This is a genomic window from Vreelandella sp. F11 (genome assembly GCF_042466685.1).
Classification (GTDB): domain Bacteria; phylum Pseudomonadota; class Gammaproteobacteria; order Pseudomonadales; family Halomonadaceae; genus Vreelandella.
This window is the reverse complement of the sequence record NZ_CP170448.1, coordinates 3756532-3772248: the sequence shown is the minus strand read 5'-3', so window position 1 is coordinate 3772248 and position 15717 is coordinate 3756532. Positions and strand designations below refer to the sequence as shown.

15 protein-coding genes are annotated in these 15717 nt (G+C 56.3%); 6 read left to right on the top strand and 9 right to left on the bottom strand.

The window, feature by feature from the left end:
• Position 1: 1 nt before the first annotated feature.
• The 4 genes from ACFIOZ_RS17305 to ACFIOZ_RS17290 all read left to right on the top strand — a co-directional run bounded on the left by ACFIOZ_RS17305 (position 2) and on the right by ACFIOZ_RS17290 (position 3642).
• Positions 2 to 529 carry a retropepsin-like aspartic protease family protein gene (locus ACFIOZ_RS17305; RefSeq protein WP_386079957.1) on the top strand — a complete coding sequence of 176 codons (528 nt, stop codon included), beginning with the start codon at positions 2 to 4 and terminating at the stop codon, positions 527 to 529.
• A 72-nt stretch (positions 530 to 601) separates the two neighbouring features.
• Complete coding sequence (locus ACFIOZ_RS17300) at positions 602 to 781, top strand: PLDc N-terminal domain-containing protein (RefSeq protein WP_386079956.1); 180 nt, start codon at positions 602 to 604, stop codon at positions 779 to 781.
• A 486-nt stretch (positions 782 to 1267) separates the two neighbouring features.
• Positions 1268 to 2026 (top strand): response regulator, encoded by a 759-nt coding sequence (locus ACFIOZ_RS17295; protein ID WP_386079954.1) that lies wholly within the window; start codon positions 1268 to 1270, stop codon positions 2024 to 2026.
• A gap of 20 nt (positions 2027 to 2046) precedes the next feature.
• Positions 2047 to 3642 carry an ATP-binding protein gene (locus ACFIOZ_RS17290; protein ID WP_386079953.1) on the top strand — a complete coding sequence of 532 codons (1596 nt, stop codon included), beginning with the start codon at positions 2047 to 2049 and terminating at the stop codon, positions 3640 to 3642.
• Here ACFIOZ_RS17290 and ACFIOZ_RS17285 read toward each other — a convergent pair.
• Positions 3605 to 4543 (bottom strand): LysR family transcriptional regulator, encoded by a 939-nt coding sequence (locus ACFIOZ_RS17285; protein ID WP_386079952.1) that lies wholly within the window; start codon positions 4541 to 4543, stop codon positions 3605 to 3607. The genes ACFIOZ_RS17290 and ACFIOZ_RS17285 overlap by 38 nt on opposite strands.
• Before the next feature lie 115 nt (positions 4544 to 4658).
• On the opposite strand from ACFIOZ_RS17285, the gene metE reads away from it, so the two are divergent.
• Positions 4659 to 6956: a 5-methyltetrahydropteroyltriglutamate--homocysteine S-methyltransferase gene (gene metE, locus ACFIOZ_RS17280; RefSeq protein ID WP_386079951.1), complete on the top strand. Its 2298-nt coding sequence runs from the start codon at positions 4659 to 4661 to the stop codon at positions 6954 to 6956.
• A gap of 86 nt (positions 6957 to 7042) precedes the next feature.
• Here the strand turns inward: metE and ppk1 are convergent, their stop codons facing one another.
• The gene (gene ppk1 / locus ACFIOZ_RS17275) at positions 7043 to 9232 is read right to left on the bottom strand and encodes a polyphosphate kinase 1 (protein ID WP_386079949.1); all 2190 of its coding nucleotides are present in this window, start codon (positions 9230 to 9232) and stop codon (positions 7043 to 7045) included.
• Positions 9233 to 9339: 107 nt separating this feature from the next.
• Positions 9340 to 10350 carry a porphobilinogen synthase gene (gene hemB / locus ACFIOZ_RS17270; protein WP_386079948.1) on the bottom strand — a complete coding sequence of 337 codons (1011 nt, stop codon included), beginning with the start codon at positions 10348 to 10350 and terminating at the stop codon, positions 9340 to 9342.
• A gap of 200 nt (positions 10351 to 10550) precedes the next feature.
• Here hemB and elbB point away from each other — a divergent pair, with 200 nt between their 5' ends.
• A complete protein-coding gene (gene elbB / locus ACFIOZ_RS17265; RefSeq protein WP_386079946.1) occupies positions 10551 to 11210 on the top strand; it encodes an isoprenoid biosynthesis glyoxalase ElbB in 660 nt (219 codons plus the stop codon).
• Positions 11211 to 11291: 81 nt separating this feature from the next.
• On the opposite strand, the gene tatC is transcribed toward elbB, so the two are convergent.
• From tatC to ACFIOZ_RS17235, 6 genes are all read right to left on the bottom strand, one after another.
• Complete coding sequence (gene tatC, locus ACFIOZ_RS17260; RefSeq protein ID WP_226250671.1) at positions 11292 to 12083, bottom strand: twin-arginine translocase subunit TatC; 792 nt, start codon at positions 12081 to 12083, stop codon at positions 11292 to 11294.
• Positions 12080 to 12568, bottom strand: coding sequence for a Sec-independent protein translocase protein TatB (gene tatB, locus ACFIOZ_RS17255; protein WP_386079944.1), 489 nt, complete (start codon positions 12566 to 12568; stop codon positions 12080 to 12082). Before tatB ends, tatC begins: the two co-directional genes overlap by 4 nt.
• 3 nt (positions 12569 to 12571) lie before the next feature.
• The gene (gene tatA / locus ACFIOZ_RS17250; protein ID WP_386079942.1) at positions 12572 to 12850 is read right to left on the bottom strand and encodes a Sec-independent protein translocase subunit TatA; all 279 of its coding nucleotides are present in this window, start codon (positions 12848 to 12850) and stop codon (positions 12572 to 12574) included.
• A gap of 154 nt (positions 12851 to 13004) precedes the next feature.
• Positions 13005 to 13379, bottom strand: a complete 375-nt coding sequence (locus tag ACFIOZ_RS17245) for a phosphoribosyl-ATP diphosphatase (RefSeq protein ID WP_386079941.1) — start codon at positions 13377 to 13379, stop codon at positions 13005 to 13007.
• A 31-nt stretch (positions 13380 to 13410) separates the two neighbouring features.
• Positions 13411 to 15033: a ubiquinone biosynthesis regulatory protein kinase UbiB gene (gene ubiB / locus ACFIOZ_RS17240; protein WP_386079940.1), complete on the bottom strand. Its 1623-nt coding sequence runs from the start codon at positions 15031 to 15033 to the stop codon at positions 13411 to 13413.
• Entirely contained in the window at positions 15030 to 15686 is a 657-nt protein-coding gene (locus ACFIOZ_RS17235; protein WP_386079939.1) for a ubiquinone biosynthesis accessory factor UbiJ, read from the bottom strand. The genes ubiB and ACFIOZ_RS17235 overlap by 4 nt, the downstream gene beginning before the upstream one ends.
• Positions 15687 to 15717 lie beyond the last annotated feature (31 nt).

Genomic DNA, 15717 nt, shown 5'->3' with positions numbered 1-15717 from the left:
TATGGCAACGCATAATGCAGGGCAAGTGTCCCAGCGTGGCGGCATCGTTATGATGCTGCTGTTTTGGGTGCTGTTAATGGCAGTAGGTACTTGGTGGATACACGGTGGCCTGGAAAATATGATGCGACCCAACGCCAATATTGTGCAAACCTTGCCTGCGGGAGAGCCAGTTACCCTGAAGCGTAACCGAGCCGGGCATTTTGAGGCGCCGGGGAGCATCAATGGCAAACCGGTGACCTTTTTGCTAGACACTGGCGCCACCTATGTCGCTATACCAGCCGATTTAGCAACCGAGTTAGGCCTTGAGCCTGGGCGAAGTGCTTGGTTCAATACCGCCAACGGCCGAGTGGAAGGTACCTTAACGGAGCTTGATGAGGTTTCCCTTGGCGGACTAAAAGTGCAGAATGTGCAGGGGTCTATCAGCCCTGGCATGGAGCGCGATACTGTCCTACTCGGCATGAGCTTTCTGAATTTATTGTCGATAGAAATACAGGCGGGTGAGATGGTGTTGAGCCTTCCTGAGCAGTGAGTCCAGCTTGGGAATGTGCCACTGATATGACTGTCTGAGTTAATACGAGTGCCAACACGCTAAGGAGTTGCTATGGGCATTGAAGTAGGTGGTTTATTAGGGCTAATTTGGCTCATTATTGTGATTTGGGCCATTGTTAAAGTAGCCAAAAGCGGGGCAAGCGGTCTTGCTAAGCTGGTATGGATTCTGGTGCTGCTGTTTTTCCCGTTAGTTGGCTTAATTGCATGGTTTCTGTTTGGTCCCAAAGGGTAGGCGCTGAAAAGCGCGCCTCGTGTAATTGGGGCATAACTTGTAGTGAAGAAAAAAAGGCAGACCAAATGGTCTGCCTTTTTAATATGCTTTAGCAATAGATATACTTAATCAAATATTACTCAATGGTGTCGTTTCCTTCCCCGGGCGGCGCCTTATAATGCCCCGGGATTTTTAACTTCTCCCCATTGGGCAGGTCGCGCACTTGGGCTGGAACGTAAACACGTTTTATAACACTTTTCGTTTTGCTACTTCCCATGGCAGGCTCCCCCTGTCAAATTGTCGACAGTTAGCGTTTATACATTAGTCCCCGGTTGAGGAAGAATCAAGTGTCTGGCCACACGCACTTACCAATACGCGCAATTGTAGCGACAGAAGCGGGTGTTTTGGTGGTTTTGAGTTATCCTGAGAGCCAATCATGGGGCACCTGCGTTGGTATTGGATGAGCGGGTGAGAAAATAAACAGCCTAAGCGGAGTGCATAAAGAGGATGGTAGATCATTTGGAACAGCAATTTCAGGCGCTTGAGTCGCAAGAGTCTGTAACGCCTGACTATCCCGATCAAGATCATGTCTTGATCATTGAGGATGACCAGCGTCTGGCCGAGCTTACCCGTGATTACTTGGAAGCGAACGGCTTCCAAGTAACGCTGGAAGCAGATGGCGCTAAAGGGGTTGAGCGTATTTTAACCCTGCAGCCTGACCTGGTGATTCTGGACTTAATGCTGCCAGGAGAGGACGGACTGGCGATTTGCCGTCGCGTTAGACCCAATTTTGCCGGGCCAATTATGATGCTGACCGCGCGCACCGACGATCTGGATCAGGTCTTGGGGCTTGAAATGGGCGCCGACGACTATGTGCCGAAGCCGGTTCAGCCACGGGTACTGCTGGCGCGCATGCGCGCGCTGCTGCGCCGCGCCGACGGGCCTGCCCCGGACGGCGAAATGCGGCTACGTTTTGAGAACCTGGAGATCGATAACGCGACTCGCGAAGCCTGGCTTTCGGGTGAGCGTATTGACTTAACCAGTGCCGAATTTGACCTGCTTTGGCTACTGGGGCGTAACGCAGGCCGCGTGCTCACCCGTGAAGAGATATTCAGCGACCTCCGGGGCATTAAGTACGATGGCCAAGACCGCTCTATTGATGTCCGCGTATCGCGCATTCGGCCTAAAATTGGCGATGATCCTAACCAGCCTCATCGGATCAAGACCGTGCGAAGTAAAGGTTATCTCTTCGTTAAAGACAGTTGATCATTCAGAGGGACAGCATCATGCGGCGGGTGCTCAGTAATGGCTCGTTTTTACGCTTCTATTTGTTGCTGGGCATCGCGCTACTGGTGGTGTTTGTGATCGCCTTGGTAGGGCGCTCCTTTATTGAGCAGGTGCGCCGCGAAGACTACCGCGAGCAACTCGCCGCGCTCCCCATGTCACTGATGACGCAAAGGCTAGCCGATACGTCGGTAGAGCAGCGGGATGCTTTGCTTGAGCACTTTTCAGAGCAACTCGATTTGCAACTCACTCTGCAGCCTATCAACGAGGCGGATTTGGGCTATTTTGAGCGCTCCCGGTTGGAGCAAGGCAGAATCCTGGTCGCCGAAAAACCCTGGTTGTTGCAGCAGCGCCTGCCCGGAGATACCTGGCTGCTGCAAGCACGCCTTGATGACTGGAGCGAGCACCAGTGGCATGGCAGCATAGAGCTGCTTGGCGAGTGGCTTGCGGCAACGCCAGCGGAAGAGCGTGATGACCGCATTGCCCAATTGCGTTCAGGGAGTTGGCCGCTGCAGCGGTTGTCTTCGCTGCCTGCAGGGCTAACGACGGCGCAGCAGGCTCAGTTGGCCAGTGGCAACGTTATCACGCAGCTTGTTTCCGATAAGCTGTCAATTACGCTGCTCTATCAGTTGCCCGGCGAGTCACAATGGCTGCAAGCGGGGCCTATTTCCCGCGGGGATACGCTGCCACTCAATTTGCACTTACCGCTTCTGGTGGGGCTGATGGTCGTTCTCAGCCTGATCATCTATTTGATTATGCGTAGCATTGAAGCTCGCATGGCACGGCTGGAACTGGCCGCTACACGGATCGCCAGCGGCCGCCTGGAAACCCGGGTAAAGGTAGAGAGCGGCGACTTTTTAGGCCGTTTGGGCATGGCCTTTAACGGCATGGCCAATCAGGTGCAGAGCCTGCTGCGTGGCCAGCAAGAGATGATTCGGGCGGTTTCCCACGAGCTGCGCACCCCGGTTGCGCGCATTCGCTTTGCCGTGCAGATGGTCGAGGATATGACTGATCAGCCTGCTATTCGTCGTCAGCTACAGGGTATCGATGCGGACATTGCTGAACTTGATGAATTGGTTGATGAAATTCTCACCTATGCCCGCCTAGGAGGGGAAACGGTTAACGGCGCTGAGCTTGAAACGGCGTTGGTAGAGTGCCGGGCCATGGCGGAACGGGTGATTGATACGCTGTCGCCGCTGCATAAGGGGCTAGCGCTGGTGCTTGCGCCAGGGCCTGAAATTGAGCTGCTGGCGGAGCCGCGCTATCTCCAGCGTGCGGTGCAGAACTTAGTGGGCAACGCCTGTCGCCATGCCAAGTCCCAAGTGGTGATTCAACTCTGGGATGAGCCCAATTTGGTGCGTATCGATGTTGAAGACGACGGCCCCGGCATTCCCCCTGAAGCGCGGGCGGATATCTTCAAGCCTTTTGCCCGGCTGGATGACAGCCGCGCCCGCAGTTCCGGCGGCTACGGCTTAGGGCTTTCGATAGTGCAGAAAATTATGGCTGGGCACGGTGGCAGCGTCACCATTGATACCAGTCCGACCTTGGGCGGCGCGCGCTTTACGCTGCTGGTTCCCCGTCGCGATCCGCCGGCTTAACGCCGGTTAGTACTGCAAAGGAGGTCTCCCGCGCAGTGCGCAAGAAATCCTGCATCCACGGCGATTCGCGAGTCTCTTCGCGAATCGCTGCGTAGAGTGTGCTCCATACCCCATCCTCGCCTAGCTTTACCGCGCTGACGTAATCGCGCTCCAAGTACTCAGTGAGTGCCCAGTTGGGCAGCGCACACACGCCACGTCCGCTGGCCACCAGCTGCATCATCATAATCGTCAATTCGGCGGTGCGAATCTCCCGAGGGCGCACATTCGCCGGCTGCAAAAACTGGGTGAAAATATCCAGCCGCGACTGCTCAACGGGGTAGGTGATCAACGTCTCCTCAGCCAGCGCCTGTGGCGCTATAAAGCCCTGACCTGCAAAGGGGTGTTGCCGGGCGACGGCGAGTAGCCCTTCATAGCGAAATAGCGGGGCGTAGTGAATCCCCTCAAGAGGTTGAGGGTCGGCGGTGATCACCAGATCCAACTGCTCGCGGGCAAGTGCTGGAAGCGGGTCGAAATGGTGACCGCTGGGTATGTCAATTTCCACTTCCGGCCAGTGATCACGAAAATAATCCACCGTCGGCATCAGCCACTGAAAGCAGCTGTGGCACTCGATAGCCATATGCAAACGCCCCTGCTCGGTGCCTGCCAAACGCGCTAAATCACGCTCCGCCTTGCGTACTTCAGGCAGTATCTGGTCGGCCAGGGCGAGTAGTCGAAGCCCCGCGCGGGTGAACTCCACCGGACGGGTTTTGCGCACAAACAGCGCACTGTCTACGCGGCTCTCCAGATCTTTGAGCTGGTGTGAAAGCGCCGATTGGGTCAAATGCACGCGTTCGGCAGCATCGACCAGGGAGCCGGTTTCGCGCAGCGCCAGCAGGGTGCGGAGGTGTCGTAGCTCAATCATGTCATTGCTCAATCATTGTGAGTATTTTTCATCTTTACTATTAGAAACTTTAGTTTGATTCACTAAGGTGTGATGCCCAGACTGTGTGAAATTATTCACGTTGGTAGGGTTCATCATGACAGTTTCTCATATTCTCGGCTATCCCCGCATCGGCGCTCAGCGCGAGCTAAAAAAAGCCACGGAAGCGTACTGGAAAGGCGAGTGCACGCGTAGCGAGCTTGAAAGCACCGGCCGCGAGCTGCGTTTACGCCACTGGCAGGCGCAGCAGGACGCGGGTTTGGATTTCGTTAGCGTGGGCGATTTCGCATTTTACGATCAAGTGCTTAACGTTTCAGTGGCGCTGGGGGCGGTGCCTTCACGCTTTAACGCGCAAAATGAAGTGGTAGATGGCGATGTGGATCTCGACACCACCTTTCGTATGGCCCGGGGGAGAGCGCCCAGCGGTGAACAAGCCGCGGCCTGTGAAATGACCAAGTATTTCGATACTAACTACCACTACTTGGTGCCCGAACTGCATGATGGGCAAACCTTTACCCTGGCCTCCAACCGTCTGTTTGATGAAGTGGATGAGGCGTTACGTGCAGGGTTTACCCCCAAAGTAACGCTGACGGGCCCGCTGACCTGGCTGTGGTTGGGTAAAACCAAGGGCGGTGATTTTGACCGCCTGACGCTGCTCGATAGCGTACTCGACGTATATGGCGAAATATTAGCGCGGCTCGCCACCCAAGGTATTGAGTGGGTTCAACTGGATGAGCCTGCGCTGGTGCAGGACTTGCCGCTGGCGTGGCAGCAGGCCTATGAGCGCGCTTACCACCGCCTTCAGTCTGCGCCGCTAAAACTACTGCTGGCCACTTACTTCGGGGGCTTGGGCGATAATCTCTCGTTGGCGACCCGGCTGCCCGTGGCGGGTTTGCATATTGATGCCGTGCGCGCGCCCCAGCAAGTGGAAAGCGTGATTGATCGCCTTGGCCCCCATCAGGTGCTATCGGTGGGGTTTGTTGATGGCCGCAATATTTGGCGGGCCGACCTGGCTGCCTTGCGCGAACGCCTGCTGCCGTTAAAAGTGCGCCTGGGCCAGCGGCTTTGGTTGGCGCCGAGCTGCTCGCTGCTGCATGTACCGGTGGACTTGGCGCAGGAAACAGAGCTCGGTGATGAGCTAATCGGTTGGCTGGCCTTCGCACGGCAGAAGCTAGACGAGGTGGTGACCCTGGCTCGCTTGATCGATAATCGCGCCACGCCTGTTGATGAGCAGCGCCTGGATCAGGCCACTCGAGCATTGGATGCTCGGCGTGAGTCAACCCGTATTCACCAAGCTGTGGTCAGTAAGCGTTTGGCGGCGCTTAGCCCCGCCGATAGCCAGCGTCAGGCACCTTACCCTGTTCGCGCTGAGGCTCAGCGGCGGGCGCTTAAGTTGCCGCTATTTCCCACCACGACGATTGGCTCTTTCCCACAAACCGACGAGATTCGTGCCGCCCGGCGCGCCTTTAAAGCCGGTGAGCTGGGGCCAGCCGACTACGAAGCCCGTATGCAGGCCGAGATTGCCTACGCCGTTGAGCGTCAGCAAGCCTTGGATATCGACGTGCCGGTGCACGGTGAAGCTGAACGCAATGACATGGTGGAGTACTTTGGCGAGCAGCTCGAAGGCTTTGCCTTCACTCGCTTTGGATGGGTGCAGAGCTACGGTTCTCGCTGCGTCAAGCCGCCGGTGATTTTTGGTGATGTCTCTCGCCCTGCGGCGATGACGGTGCGCTGGAGCGAGTACGCTCAAACCCTGACCGACAAACCCATGAAGGGCATGCTGACCGGCCCAGTGACGATTTTACAGTGGTCGTTTGTGCGCGATGACCAGCCGCGGGAAACCACCTGCCGCCAGCTTGCCTTGGCGCTGCGCGATGAGGTGCTGGATCTGGAACAAGCTGGGATCAAGATTATTCAAATCGACGAACCGGCGCTGCGAGAAGGGCTGCCGCTTCGCCAGCATGAGTGGCAGGCGTACCTTGACTGGGCGGTAGAGAGCTTCCAGCTAAGCGCGGCAGGTGTAGCCAATACCACCCAAATTCATACCCATATGTGCTACTCGGAGTTCAACGATATCATTGGCGCGATTGCAGCCCTTGATGCCGATGTGATCACCATCGAAACATCGCGCTCTGATATGCACCTGTTGGATGCTTTTCAGGACTTCGCTTATCCCAACGAAATTGGCCCAGGGGTTTACGATATCCACACCCCGAACACTCCCGAGGTGAGCTGGATGGTCGATTTGATGGAGAAAGCCCTGGAAAAAATCCCCGCCGAACGGCTATGGATCAACCCGGACTGTGGCCTAAAAACCCGCAACTGGGCGGAAGTAGAACCAGCGCTGGCCAATATGGTGGAAGCGGCTAAGGTGTTACGTCAACGATACGCTTGAGTTTTCGGATGCCAGAATCAAGCCCGCTGCATTAAGCAGCGGGTCGAGTATGAGTGCTAACTTTGCGATGCCTCGCTTATCAGTGTCTAGCTTTTCGAAGCGTAGGCGTAGAGCAGCGTTTCTTGGGCACTGATCGCGTCGGCTTCACCTGGGTCTTGTAGTTGATAGCTGCCGTCGGTCTGGAGCAACCAGCTCTGGCAGTTATCCACCAAGTAGGTCTCTAAATCTTTACGCACCCGGGTGGCGAGCTTTTTATCCAGCAACGGGAAGCAGGTCTCTACACGGTGGAACATATTGCGCGACATAAAGTCCGCACTTGAGCACCAGGTCTCTGGCTTGCCGTCATTGTGGAAATGGAATACCCGGGTATGCTCCAGCAAACGGCCAATAATTGAGCGTACGCGAATATTGTCGGAAACGCCCGGTATGCCTGGTTTCAAACAGCACATGCCGCGAATAATCAAGTCGCACTCTACGCCTGCCTGTGAGGCTCGGTAGAGTGCCTTGATAAGCTTGGGTTCAGTCAATGAGTTGCACTTAATGATGATGTGCCCACGCTTACCCTTGCGTGCTATCTGCGCTTCCCGGTCGATCATTTCCACCAGGCGTTCATGTAGCGTGAAGGGGGCGTGCAATAGCGTGTCGATTTTGCGCGCGCGGCCCATCCCCGACAACTGCTGAAACACCTTATGCACATCGGCACACAGCGCTTTATTGGCGGTCAGCAGGCTGTAATCCGTATAGAGCTTGGCAGTCTTGGCGTGGTAGTTGCCGGTGCCCAGGTGGGCGTAGTAGCAGAGTTCGCCCTTTTCACGGCGCACAATGTGGAGCATCTTGGCGTGGGTTTTGTAGGCCATAATGCCGTAGACAACGATTGCCCCCGCTTCCTGTAGGCGTGAAGCGAGCTGTAGGTTGTCGGCCTCATCGAAGCGCGCGCGCAGCTCAATGACCACCGTGACTTCTTTTCCCTGGCTGGCCGCTTCCACCAGTGCGTTAACAATAGCTGAGTCTGAGCCGGTACGGTAAAGGGTCTGCTTCACTGCCAGTACATGTGGATCCCTGGCAGCTTCGCGCAGCAAGTCTTCAATCGGCGTAAACGACTGGAAGGGGTGATGGAGCAGAATGTCGTTCTTGGCGATAGCGTCAAACAGGCTACCCGCTTTGAGCGCTTTGGGAATGCTGGGAGTAAACGGCCGATAGAGCAGCTCAGGGCGATCCACGTCACCCAGCACGGACATCATGCGGGTCAGGTTGACCGGCCCTTTGACGCGGTACAAGTCGTCGTTCTCGAGCTCAAACTGGCGTAGCAAGAAGTTGGTTAAGTCATCCGGACAACTGTCGGCGACCTCCAGGCGCACGCCGCTACCGTAGCGGCGTGCCAGCAGTTCACCGCGCAGCGCAGAGGCGAGATCCGAGACCTCCTCCGGGTCAACGCTCATATCCGCGTTGCGGGTCAGTCGGAACTGGTAGCAGCCGCGCACGCTCATGCCGGGGAATAGCTCCTCGGCATGGGCATGAATCATCGATGAGAGGAACACATACTCGGAAAAACCCTCTTCGCAAATCTCTTTGGGCAGTGCCATCAGGCGTGGCAGCGAACGCGGTGCGGGTAGAATCGCCATGCCGCCGGCGCGACCAAAGGCATCCTTGCCTTCCAGCTCAACGATAAAGTTGAGGCTTTTATTCACTAAGCGAGGGAAGGGGTGCGAGGGATCGAGCCCAATCGGGCTGATGACCGGCATAATTTCGTTATCGAAGAACGCCTTGACCCAGGCTTTCTGTGCATCAGTCCACTGATCGCGGCGCCGAAAACGCAGCCCATGGGTTTCCAGTGCAGGCAGTAAGGTATCGTTGAGTATTTGATATTGGCGGTCGATCTGCGCGTGAGCCAGTTGCGAGATCTCGGCCAGCACCGCTTTAGGCAGGCGGCCATCGGCGGCGGTGGTGTCATCGCCCAGGGCAACTTGATGCTTCAAGCCCGCCACACGAATTTCGAAAAACTCATCCATGTTGGAAGAGAAAATCAGCAGGAACATTAACCGGTTGAGCAGCGGGTGGGCGTCATCTAACGCCTGTTCCAACACGCGGATATTGAACTGTAAGTGCGATAGCTCGCGGTTGAAGTAGAGCTGGGTATCGTCGAGGTCGGTTTCAGGCTGTGCTTCACGTGCCTGAACGCCGGTCGGGGTACGATTGATCCGTAGCGGCATATCGCCGTCGCTGCTGGTGTGATCGGTAGACGACAGTGGTAATGAATCTGATGTTTGCTCGTCCATGGTGGATCTCCCCGCGTTGATAGCTCGAAGGTATCATAGCCTGATACTGGTATATCCGTGCAGTATGCGGGGAGAAGATGACAAACAGGTGTCACCTGGTTGTCATCTTAGCGTTGCTGAAGTAAACGCGCAGCGTCGAGGGCAAAGTAAGTCAGAATGCCATCCGCGCCTGCCCGCTTGAAACACATCAACGACTCAAGGATAACCGGTTCTGCTTCTAACCAGCCGTTGTCGAAGGCGGCGCGATGCATGGCGTATTCGCCGCTGACCTGGTAAGCGAAAGTGGGCACCTGTAGCTCACTTTTCACCCGGCGAACGATATCCAAATAGGGCATACCGGGTTTGACCATCACCATATCGGCGCCCTCGGCGATATCCATGGCCACTTCGTGCAGCGCTTCATCGCTATTAGCGGGATCCATTTGATAGGTGCGCTTGTCCGCTTTGCCCAAGTTGGCCGCCGAACCGACCGCATCGCGAAAAGGGCCATAGTAGTGCGAGGCGTATTTGGCGCTGTAGGCCATAATGCGCACGTTATGTAGGTGTTCTTGCTCCAACACCCGGCGAATAGCGCCAATTCGCCCATCCATCATGTCGGAAGGGGCGACCACGTCGGCACCGGCTTCGGCATGGGAGAGTGCCTGTTTGAGCAGCGTATCCACCGTGCGGTCATTCTGCACGTAGCCGTGCTCGTCAAGAATGCCGTCCTGGCCGTGGCTGGTATAAGGATCAAGCGCGACGTCTGTGATAATGCCTAGTTCGGGCAGCGCTTCCTTGAGGGCGCGCACACTGCGCTGAACGAGACCGCTGGCGCTATAAGCCTCTTCGGCAAGCTCACTCTTGTGCTCGGGGCCAACCACTGGAAACAGGGCCAGCGCTGGGATACCCAGCGCATATGCCTCGCGAGCTTGCTCGATCAACAGGTCGATAGAGAGCCGCTCGACGCCGGGCATGGAGGCGACGGCTTCACGTTGATTGTCGCCTTCCAGTACGAACACCGGCAGGATGAGGTCTGACGGCGTCAGGCTGTTCTCCTGCATCAATCGGCGTGAGAAATCATCGCGGCGCATGCGGCGCATGCGGGTGGCGGGAAAATGACGGGCAGTGGGTGTACTCAAGGAGGCTCTCCATTAGACGTCGTAAAAATCAGGTAACGTGAACATTAAGAATAGTAAATAAATATGCCCGAAGGCTTGTAGGGAGTATATCAGCCATGCCTTGCGGCGAAAGCCGCCTTGTGACAATACGACAGACTGACTAAAGTGAGCGATTGCTTTGCTGTATTGCCTTCGGCAGACCCTGGGATAAGGAGATAGGCATGACCAAACAGGTGGCAGTGATTTTGGCCGGCTGCGGCGTTTATGATGGTTCGGAAATATATGAGACCACGCTTACGCTGCTGCGCTTGGATCAGTTAGGTATCGGTTACCGCTGTTTTGCCCCCGATATAGAGCAGCACCATGTGGTTAATCACCTCACTCAAGAGGTGGTAGAGGGCGAGCAGCGTAACGTGCTGCTGGAGTCTGCCCGACTGGCGCGGGGAGAGATCAGCCCGCTGGAGGAGTTAGATGCCGACAAGTTTGACGCTGTGATAGTGCCCGGCGGTTTTGGCGTCGCCAAGAACCTGTCGGACTTCGCCACTGCCGGTGACAGTATGCAGGTGCTGGATGCATTAAAAGTGGCCTTGGTAGGGTTTCGCGAGGAGGCCAAGCCGATTGGTTTGATGTGTATTTCCCCCGTCCTCGTGCCCCGCCTATTGGATGAGGGTATTGCGGTGACGGTGGGCAATGACCCAGCGGTTTCCGGTGCGATTAGCGCCATGGGCGGCCTACACCGTAGCTGCGGCGTAGAAGATATCGTGGTGGATCTTGAGCACCGCGTGGTCACGACGCCTGCCTATATGCTGGCAACGCGTATCAGCGAAGCCGCGACCGGTATTTTCAAGCTGGTAGACCGCATTGTAGAAATGATGGATTAAGCTCGCTGATGCTGCAGTGAAAAAGCCGCCGTCATTGTGAATGACGGCGGCTTTTAAGTATCGACGCGGCGAGTCCTGCGTTTAGAGATCTGCCTCTTGCTCTTCAGCCGCCTCCTTCTCCTCTTTACGTTTGCGCACCAAGCGGCCAAACAGCAGCCCGACTTCGTAAAGCAGGTACATCGGAATCGCCAGCAGACTCTGAGAAATCACATCCGGAGGCGTTAGCAGCATACCTACCACGAAACAGCCCAAGATAATGTAGGGACGTTTTTTAGATAGGCTTTCCACCGTGGTGGCGCCCGACTGGATTAATAAAAAAGTCGCAATGGGGATTTCGAACGCTACGCCAAAGGCAAAAAACAGTTTAAGAACGAAGTTCAAATACTGGTTTATGTCGGTCATGACAGCGACGTTCTCCGGCCCGGTTTGGGTGAAGAACTCAAATAGCAGCGGGAAAACCACGTAGTAGGCAAACGCCGCGCCGCCGTAGAACAGCGCAATGCTCGACACCAGGATCGGTATCGCCAGTGCTTTTTCATTGTCGTAAAGCCCTGGCGCGATAAACGCCCAGGCCTGATGCAGCACGAAGGGGATAGCGATAAATACCGCCACCACCAGGGTGAGCTTGAACGGCGCTAAGAATGGCGAAGCGACTTCCGTGGCGATCATTTGCGAGCCTTCGGGCAGCAGCGCCATTAATGGCTCGGCAACAAATGTATAGATATCATTGGCAAAGGCGTAGAGGCCCAAAAAGACCACCAAAATCACGATCACGGCGCGCATTAGCCGTGAGCGTAGCTCTATCAGGTGCTCAATAAGGGGGGCTTGGCTCTGTTCTTCCCGCGGCTCCTTTGAATCGCCAGACATACTCATTGGTGATTACGATCCTTTTCAGATTCAGCCTTATTAAGTGCCGCCGATTCAGGGTTAGCCGTTTCCGGTTCGTCCTGATGGGAGGGCGCTGCTGAGGCGGCAGGCGGGGAAGATGACGGAGGCGTTTCTTCACGCACCGTTTGCAGGGCGTCATCCAGTCGAGAGCTGGCCTTGGCAACGCGCTGCTCTGTGTCACTCTGCTGCGCTGGCGCTGCTTCTGTGGGGCTATCAGTAATGCTCTCTACGTCCAGCTTGGCTCTCTTCAAGCTGTCATCGAGCTTCTTCTGCTGTTCGTTGAGCTTTTGACGCAGCTCTTCTGCTTCCAGCTGGGCACTGATTTCACGCTGCATGCCGGATACCGTGCGCTTAATTTTGCCAATCCACATGCCCGCCGTTCGAGCGGCGCGGGGCAGCCGTTCCGGGCCAAGCACCAGCAGCCCGACGATGCCAATCAGCATCAGTTCAAGAAAGCCGATATCCAGCATGGTTTATTTGCGCTCTTCGTTTCGGTCGCTCGCGGCCTGTTTCTCTTCGGCTTGAACGTCATAAGTGTTGCCCGGCTCTTCATGGCCCACTTTGGCATGGGGCTGGTCGGCGTCCTCTTTATCAGCCTCTTTGCCTTTCTCCTCGTCGTGCATGGCTTTCTTGAAGCCCTTGACCGCCCCGCCCAGGTCGGTGCCCACGTTACGTAGCTTTTTGGTGCCGAAAACCAGAATGATGATGCCCAGCACAATCAGCAACTGCCAAATACTAATACCACCTAACATATGCGTTTCCTCATGGGAGCAGGTTAAAAACCAATTGAGTGCTATCTATTTTAGCGCTATCTCTTTTACCACTGAGCCAATGAATACGAGCCCTATGGCTAGTAGCAGTACTACAGTACGCGCGTTACCACTATGCGACAGCCATTTGTGATAACTAAGGCTGGCGGGCGGCTTTTTCCTCGTGTCCGGAAATTCCGAAGCGCCGTGCCAATTCATCTAAAACCGCTTGATGATCCATTCCCAGGTGCGACAGCATTACCAGGCTATGAAACCACAGATCGGCGGTTTCAGAAATCAACGCTTGGCGTTCAGCCTCGCCACCTTGCTCGGCATCTTTTGCCGCAAGTACTGTTTCTGTGGCTTCCTCGCCGATCTTTTCGAGTATCTTGTTCAAACCCTTATGATGCAAGGAGGCAACATAAGATTCTTCTGCTGCTGCATGGCGTCGCTGCTTTAACACCTCATTGAGCGTATCCAGTACACCGGTGTGGCTAGTCGAATTGTTAGGCGATAATGCGTTGCTGTCCATGGGAATCCTTATCAACGTTGAGTGCGTCACTCTATTGCCACACCAGCAGCAGTAGGCCTATGGCGGCGGCGGCTAGTATCGGCCACTCCTGAAGCGCAATCCAACCGCTTAATGGCTGCCAAGCCAGGGCCACCGCCAGTAGAATCAAGCCAAGCCTTAGGCGATAAAGGCGTTTGCCCTGGCGCGCCATCTGCACACGCATGGCGCTTATGGCGTCCACCTGCTGATGGCGCTGGCGATGCTCGTGCTCCATACGGCTTAGCGCCTGATGAGCCAGTACGGGCAGTTCGGGCAACTGATGCGAAAGCTCCGGCGCCTGGCGCTTTAACGACTCCCATAACCCGCTGATCCCGGCACGCTCTTTCATCCACTGCTCTAAGTAGGGCTTGGCGGTGCTCCAGAGATCCAGATCGGGGTAGAGCTGGCGCCCTAATCCTTCGATATTGAGCAGCGTTTTCTGCAACAGTACCAGCTGCGGCTGCACTTCCATATTAAAGCGCCGCGCGGTTTGAAACAGCCCCAGCAAGACCTGGCCGAAGGAGATATCTTTTAACGGTTTCTCTAAAATGGGCTCACAAACGGTGCGAATAGCCGCCGCGAATTCATTGGCGCGGGTGTTCTCACCTACCCAGCCGGACTCAATGTGTAGCGCGGCTACTTCGTAATAGTCCTGGTGGAAAAACGCCAGTAGGTTGCGCGCCAGGTAGTCCTGGTCTTCCCGGGTCAGGCTGCCCACAATGCCACAGTCGATGGCAATGTACTGGGGATCTTCTGGGTTGTCGCAGTTGACGAAGATATTGCCGGGGTGCATATCCGCGTGAAAGAAGTTGTCGCGGAAAACCTGGGTAAAGAATAGCTCGACGCCGCGTTCGGCAAGCTTCTTCAAATTAGTGCCACGCGCAATCAGGGTATCTAAATCGGCGACTGGGATACCGCGAATGCGTTCCTGCACCATCACGTGGCGGCGGGTGAAGGGCCAGTAGATGGTGGGCACAAACAGCAGCGGCGAATCTTTGAAGTTACGTTTGAGCTGTGAGGTGTTGGCGGCCTCTTTGTAGAGATCCAGTTCGTCAAACAGCGTGGCTTCGTAGTCGCGAATGACTTCCACCGGTCGCAAGCGGCGCGCCTCGGGGATTTTGGAAAATAGCTTGGCGACCTGGTACATCAGCGCCATATCCTGACGCATGACACGGTCAATGCCGGGGCGAATGATTTTCACCACCACGTCTTCACCGCCATGCAACCTGGCTGCGTGCACCTGGGCAATCGATGCCGAGGCCAGTGGTACACGGTCAAACTCTGCAAAAGCCTCTTCCAGCGACATCTCCAGCGCTTTCTCGACTCGGGCGGCGGCTTGCTCGCCAGGGAATGGCGGCACCTGATCCTGTAGGCGCTTCAGTTCATCGGCGATATCCGCTGGGAGCAGGTCGCGACGGGTCGAGAGCATTTGGCCGAATTTAATGAAAATCGGCCCCAGCGCTTCCAATGACAAGCGCAGGCGTTCGCCCCGTGAGCGTTTGCCAACGGGGATCAAACGTAGCGGAGAGAACCATAGCAGCGCCCTTAGCCACCAGGGCAGCCGCTCTAACGGTAGCAGCGTGTCCAGTCGGTGGCGGCTGATCACCCAGCTTATCCGCAGCAGACGCAGGCTCATGGGTGCGTCTCCTGTGGCGTGGGTTGGCGCTGCTCCAGGCGCCGCTGCAGGCGGTTTAGGCGTGCTTCCAGGCGATCGGTCGCTACTTCTAGCTCGGTCAGGTGCTCACGGAGTAGGCTACGCTGCTGGCGGCCTGGTAGTAGGCGGGCCTCTTCAAAGACATATTCAGACACATCCTGCATCAGCTCGTCTTTGGCGCGCAGCCCCCAGCGGGCAGCACGGCGCAGCCCTTCGGCCAGGGAGTGGACGGGCATATCGCCCAGCCAGCGGGCCAGCTCGCCCTCCCAGTCGATATCCAGGTCGAAGAGCAGGTCTCTAGTGGCTTCAAGCAGATGAATACGCCCGCGCACCGCTAGCTTGCCGTCAAACATAAGACGTTCAATCGAAGCGCCGCTGATCCACTCGGAAAAGGTTTCCGGGGTGAGTTCCACGACTGCGTCTACGTCGGTTTCATCAACATCATCGCCACGCATGAGGTCGAGCCCAGCATGATGGTAGTGAATGACCAGCGCTAAATGGGGCTGTTCCAGACGCACCAGTAGGCGGCTACCCGCCAGTGCGGCTAGCCGTGCAGGGGCCGCAGGGTCACGAGCGAGTAGAGCGTTAAGCGTACGTTCACAACCGGCCAGCAGCAGGGTTGGGGTTACCAGCATGCTGACCTCTTGGCAGGAAACGTGAGGGCAC

Excerpts from the sequence above, each read along its gene's own strand:
- ppk1 (WP_386079949.1), bottom strand. The coding sequence starts at position 9,232 with ATGGACGAGCAAACATCAGATTCATTACCACTGTCGTCTACCGATCAC.
- ACFIOZ_RS17305 (WP_386079957.1), top strand. The coding sequence starts at position 2 with ATGGCAACGCATAATGCAGGGCAAGTGTCCCAGCGTGGCGGCATCGTT.
- ACFIOZ_RS17235 (WP_386079939.1), bottom strand. The coding sequence starts at position 15,686 with ATGCTGGTAACCCCAACCCTGCTGCTGGCCGGTTGTGAACGTACGCTT.
- ubiB (WP_386079940.1), bottom strand. The coding sequence starts at position 15,033 with ATGAGCCTGCGTCTGCTGCGGATAAGCTGGGTGATCAGCCGCCACCGA.
- tatC (WP_226250671.1), bottom strand. The coding sequence starts at position 12,083 with ATGAGTATGTCTGGCGATTCAAAGGAGCCGCGGGAAGAACAGAGCCAA.
- tatA (WP_386079942.1), bottom strand. The coding sequence starts at position 12,850 with ATGTTAGGTGGTATTAGTATTTGGCAGTTGCTGATTGTGCTGGGCATC.
- ACFIOZ_RS17245 (WP_386079941.1), bottom strand. The coding sequence starts at position 13,379 with ATGGACAGCAACGCATTATCGCCTAACAATTCGACTAGCCACACCGGT.
- ACFIOZ_RS17285 (WP_386079952.1), bottom strand. The coding sequence starts at position 4,543 with ATGATTGAGCTACGACACCTCCGCACCCTGCTGGCGCTGCGCGAAACC.
- ACFIOZ_RS17300 (WP_386079956.1), top strand. The coding sequence starts at position 602 with ATGGGCATTGAAGTAGGTGGTTTATTAGGGCTAATTTGGCTCATTATT.
- tatB (WP_386079944.1), bottom strand. The coding sequence starts at position 12,568 with ATGCTGGATATCGGCTTTCTTGAACTGATGCTGATTGGCATCGTCGGG.
- ACFIOZ_RS17290 (WP_386079953.1), top strand. The coding sequence starts at position 2,047 with ATGCGGCGGGTGCTCAGTAATGGCTCGTTTTTACGCTTCTATTTGTTG.
- ACFIOZ_RS17295 (WP_386079954.1), top strand. The coding sequence starts at position 1,268 with ATGGTAGATCATTTGGAACAGCAATTTCAGGCGCTTGAGTCGCAAGAG.
- metE (WP_386079951.1), top strand. The coding sequence starts at position 4,659 with ATGACAGTTTCTCATATTCTCGGCTATCCCCGCATCGGCGCTCAGCGC.
- elbB (WP_386079946.1), top strand. The coding sequence starts at position 10,551 with ATGACCAAACAGGTGGCAGTGATTTTGGCCGGCTGCGGCGTTTATGAT.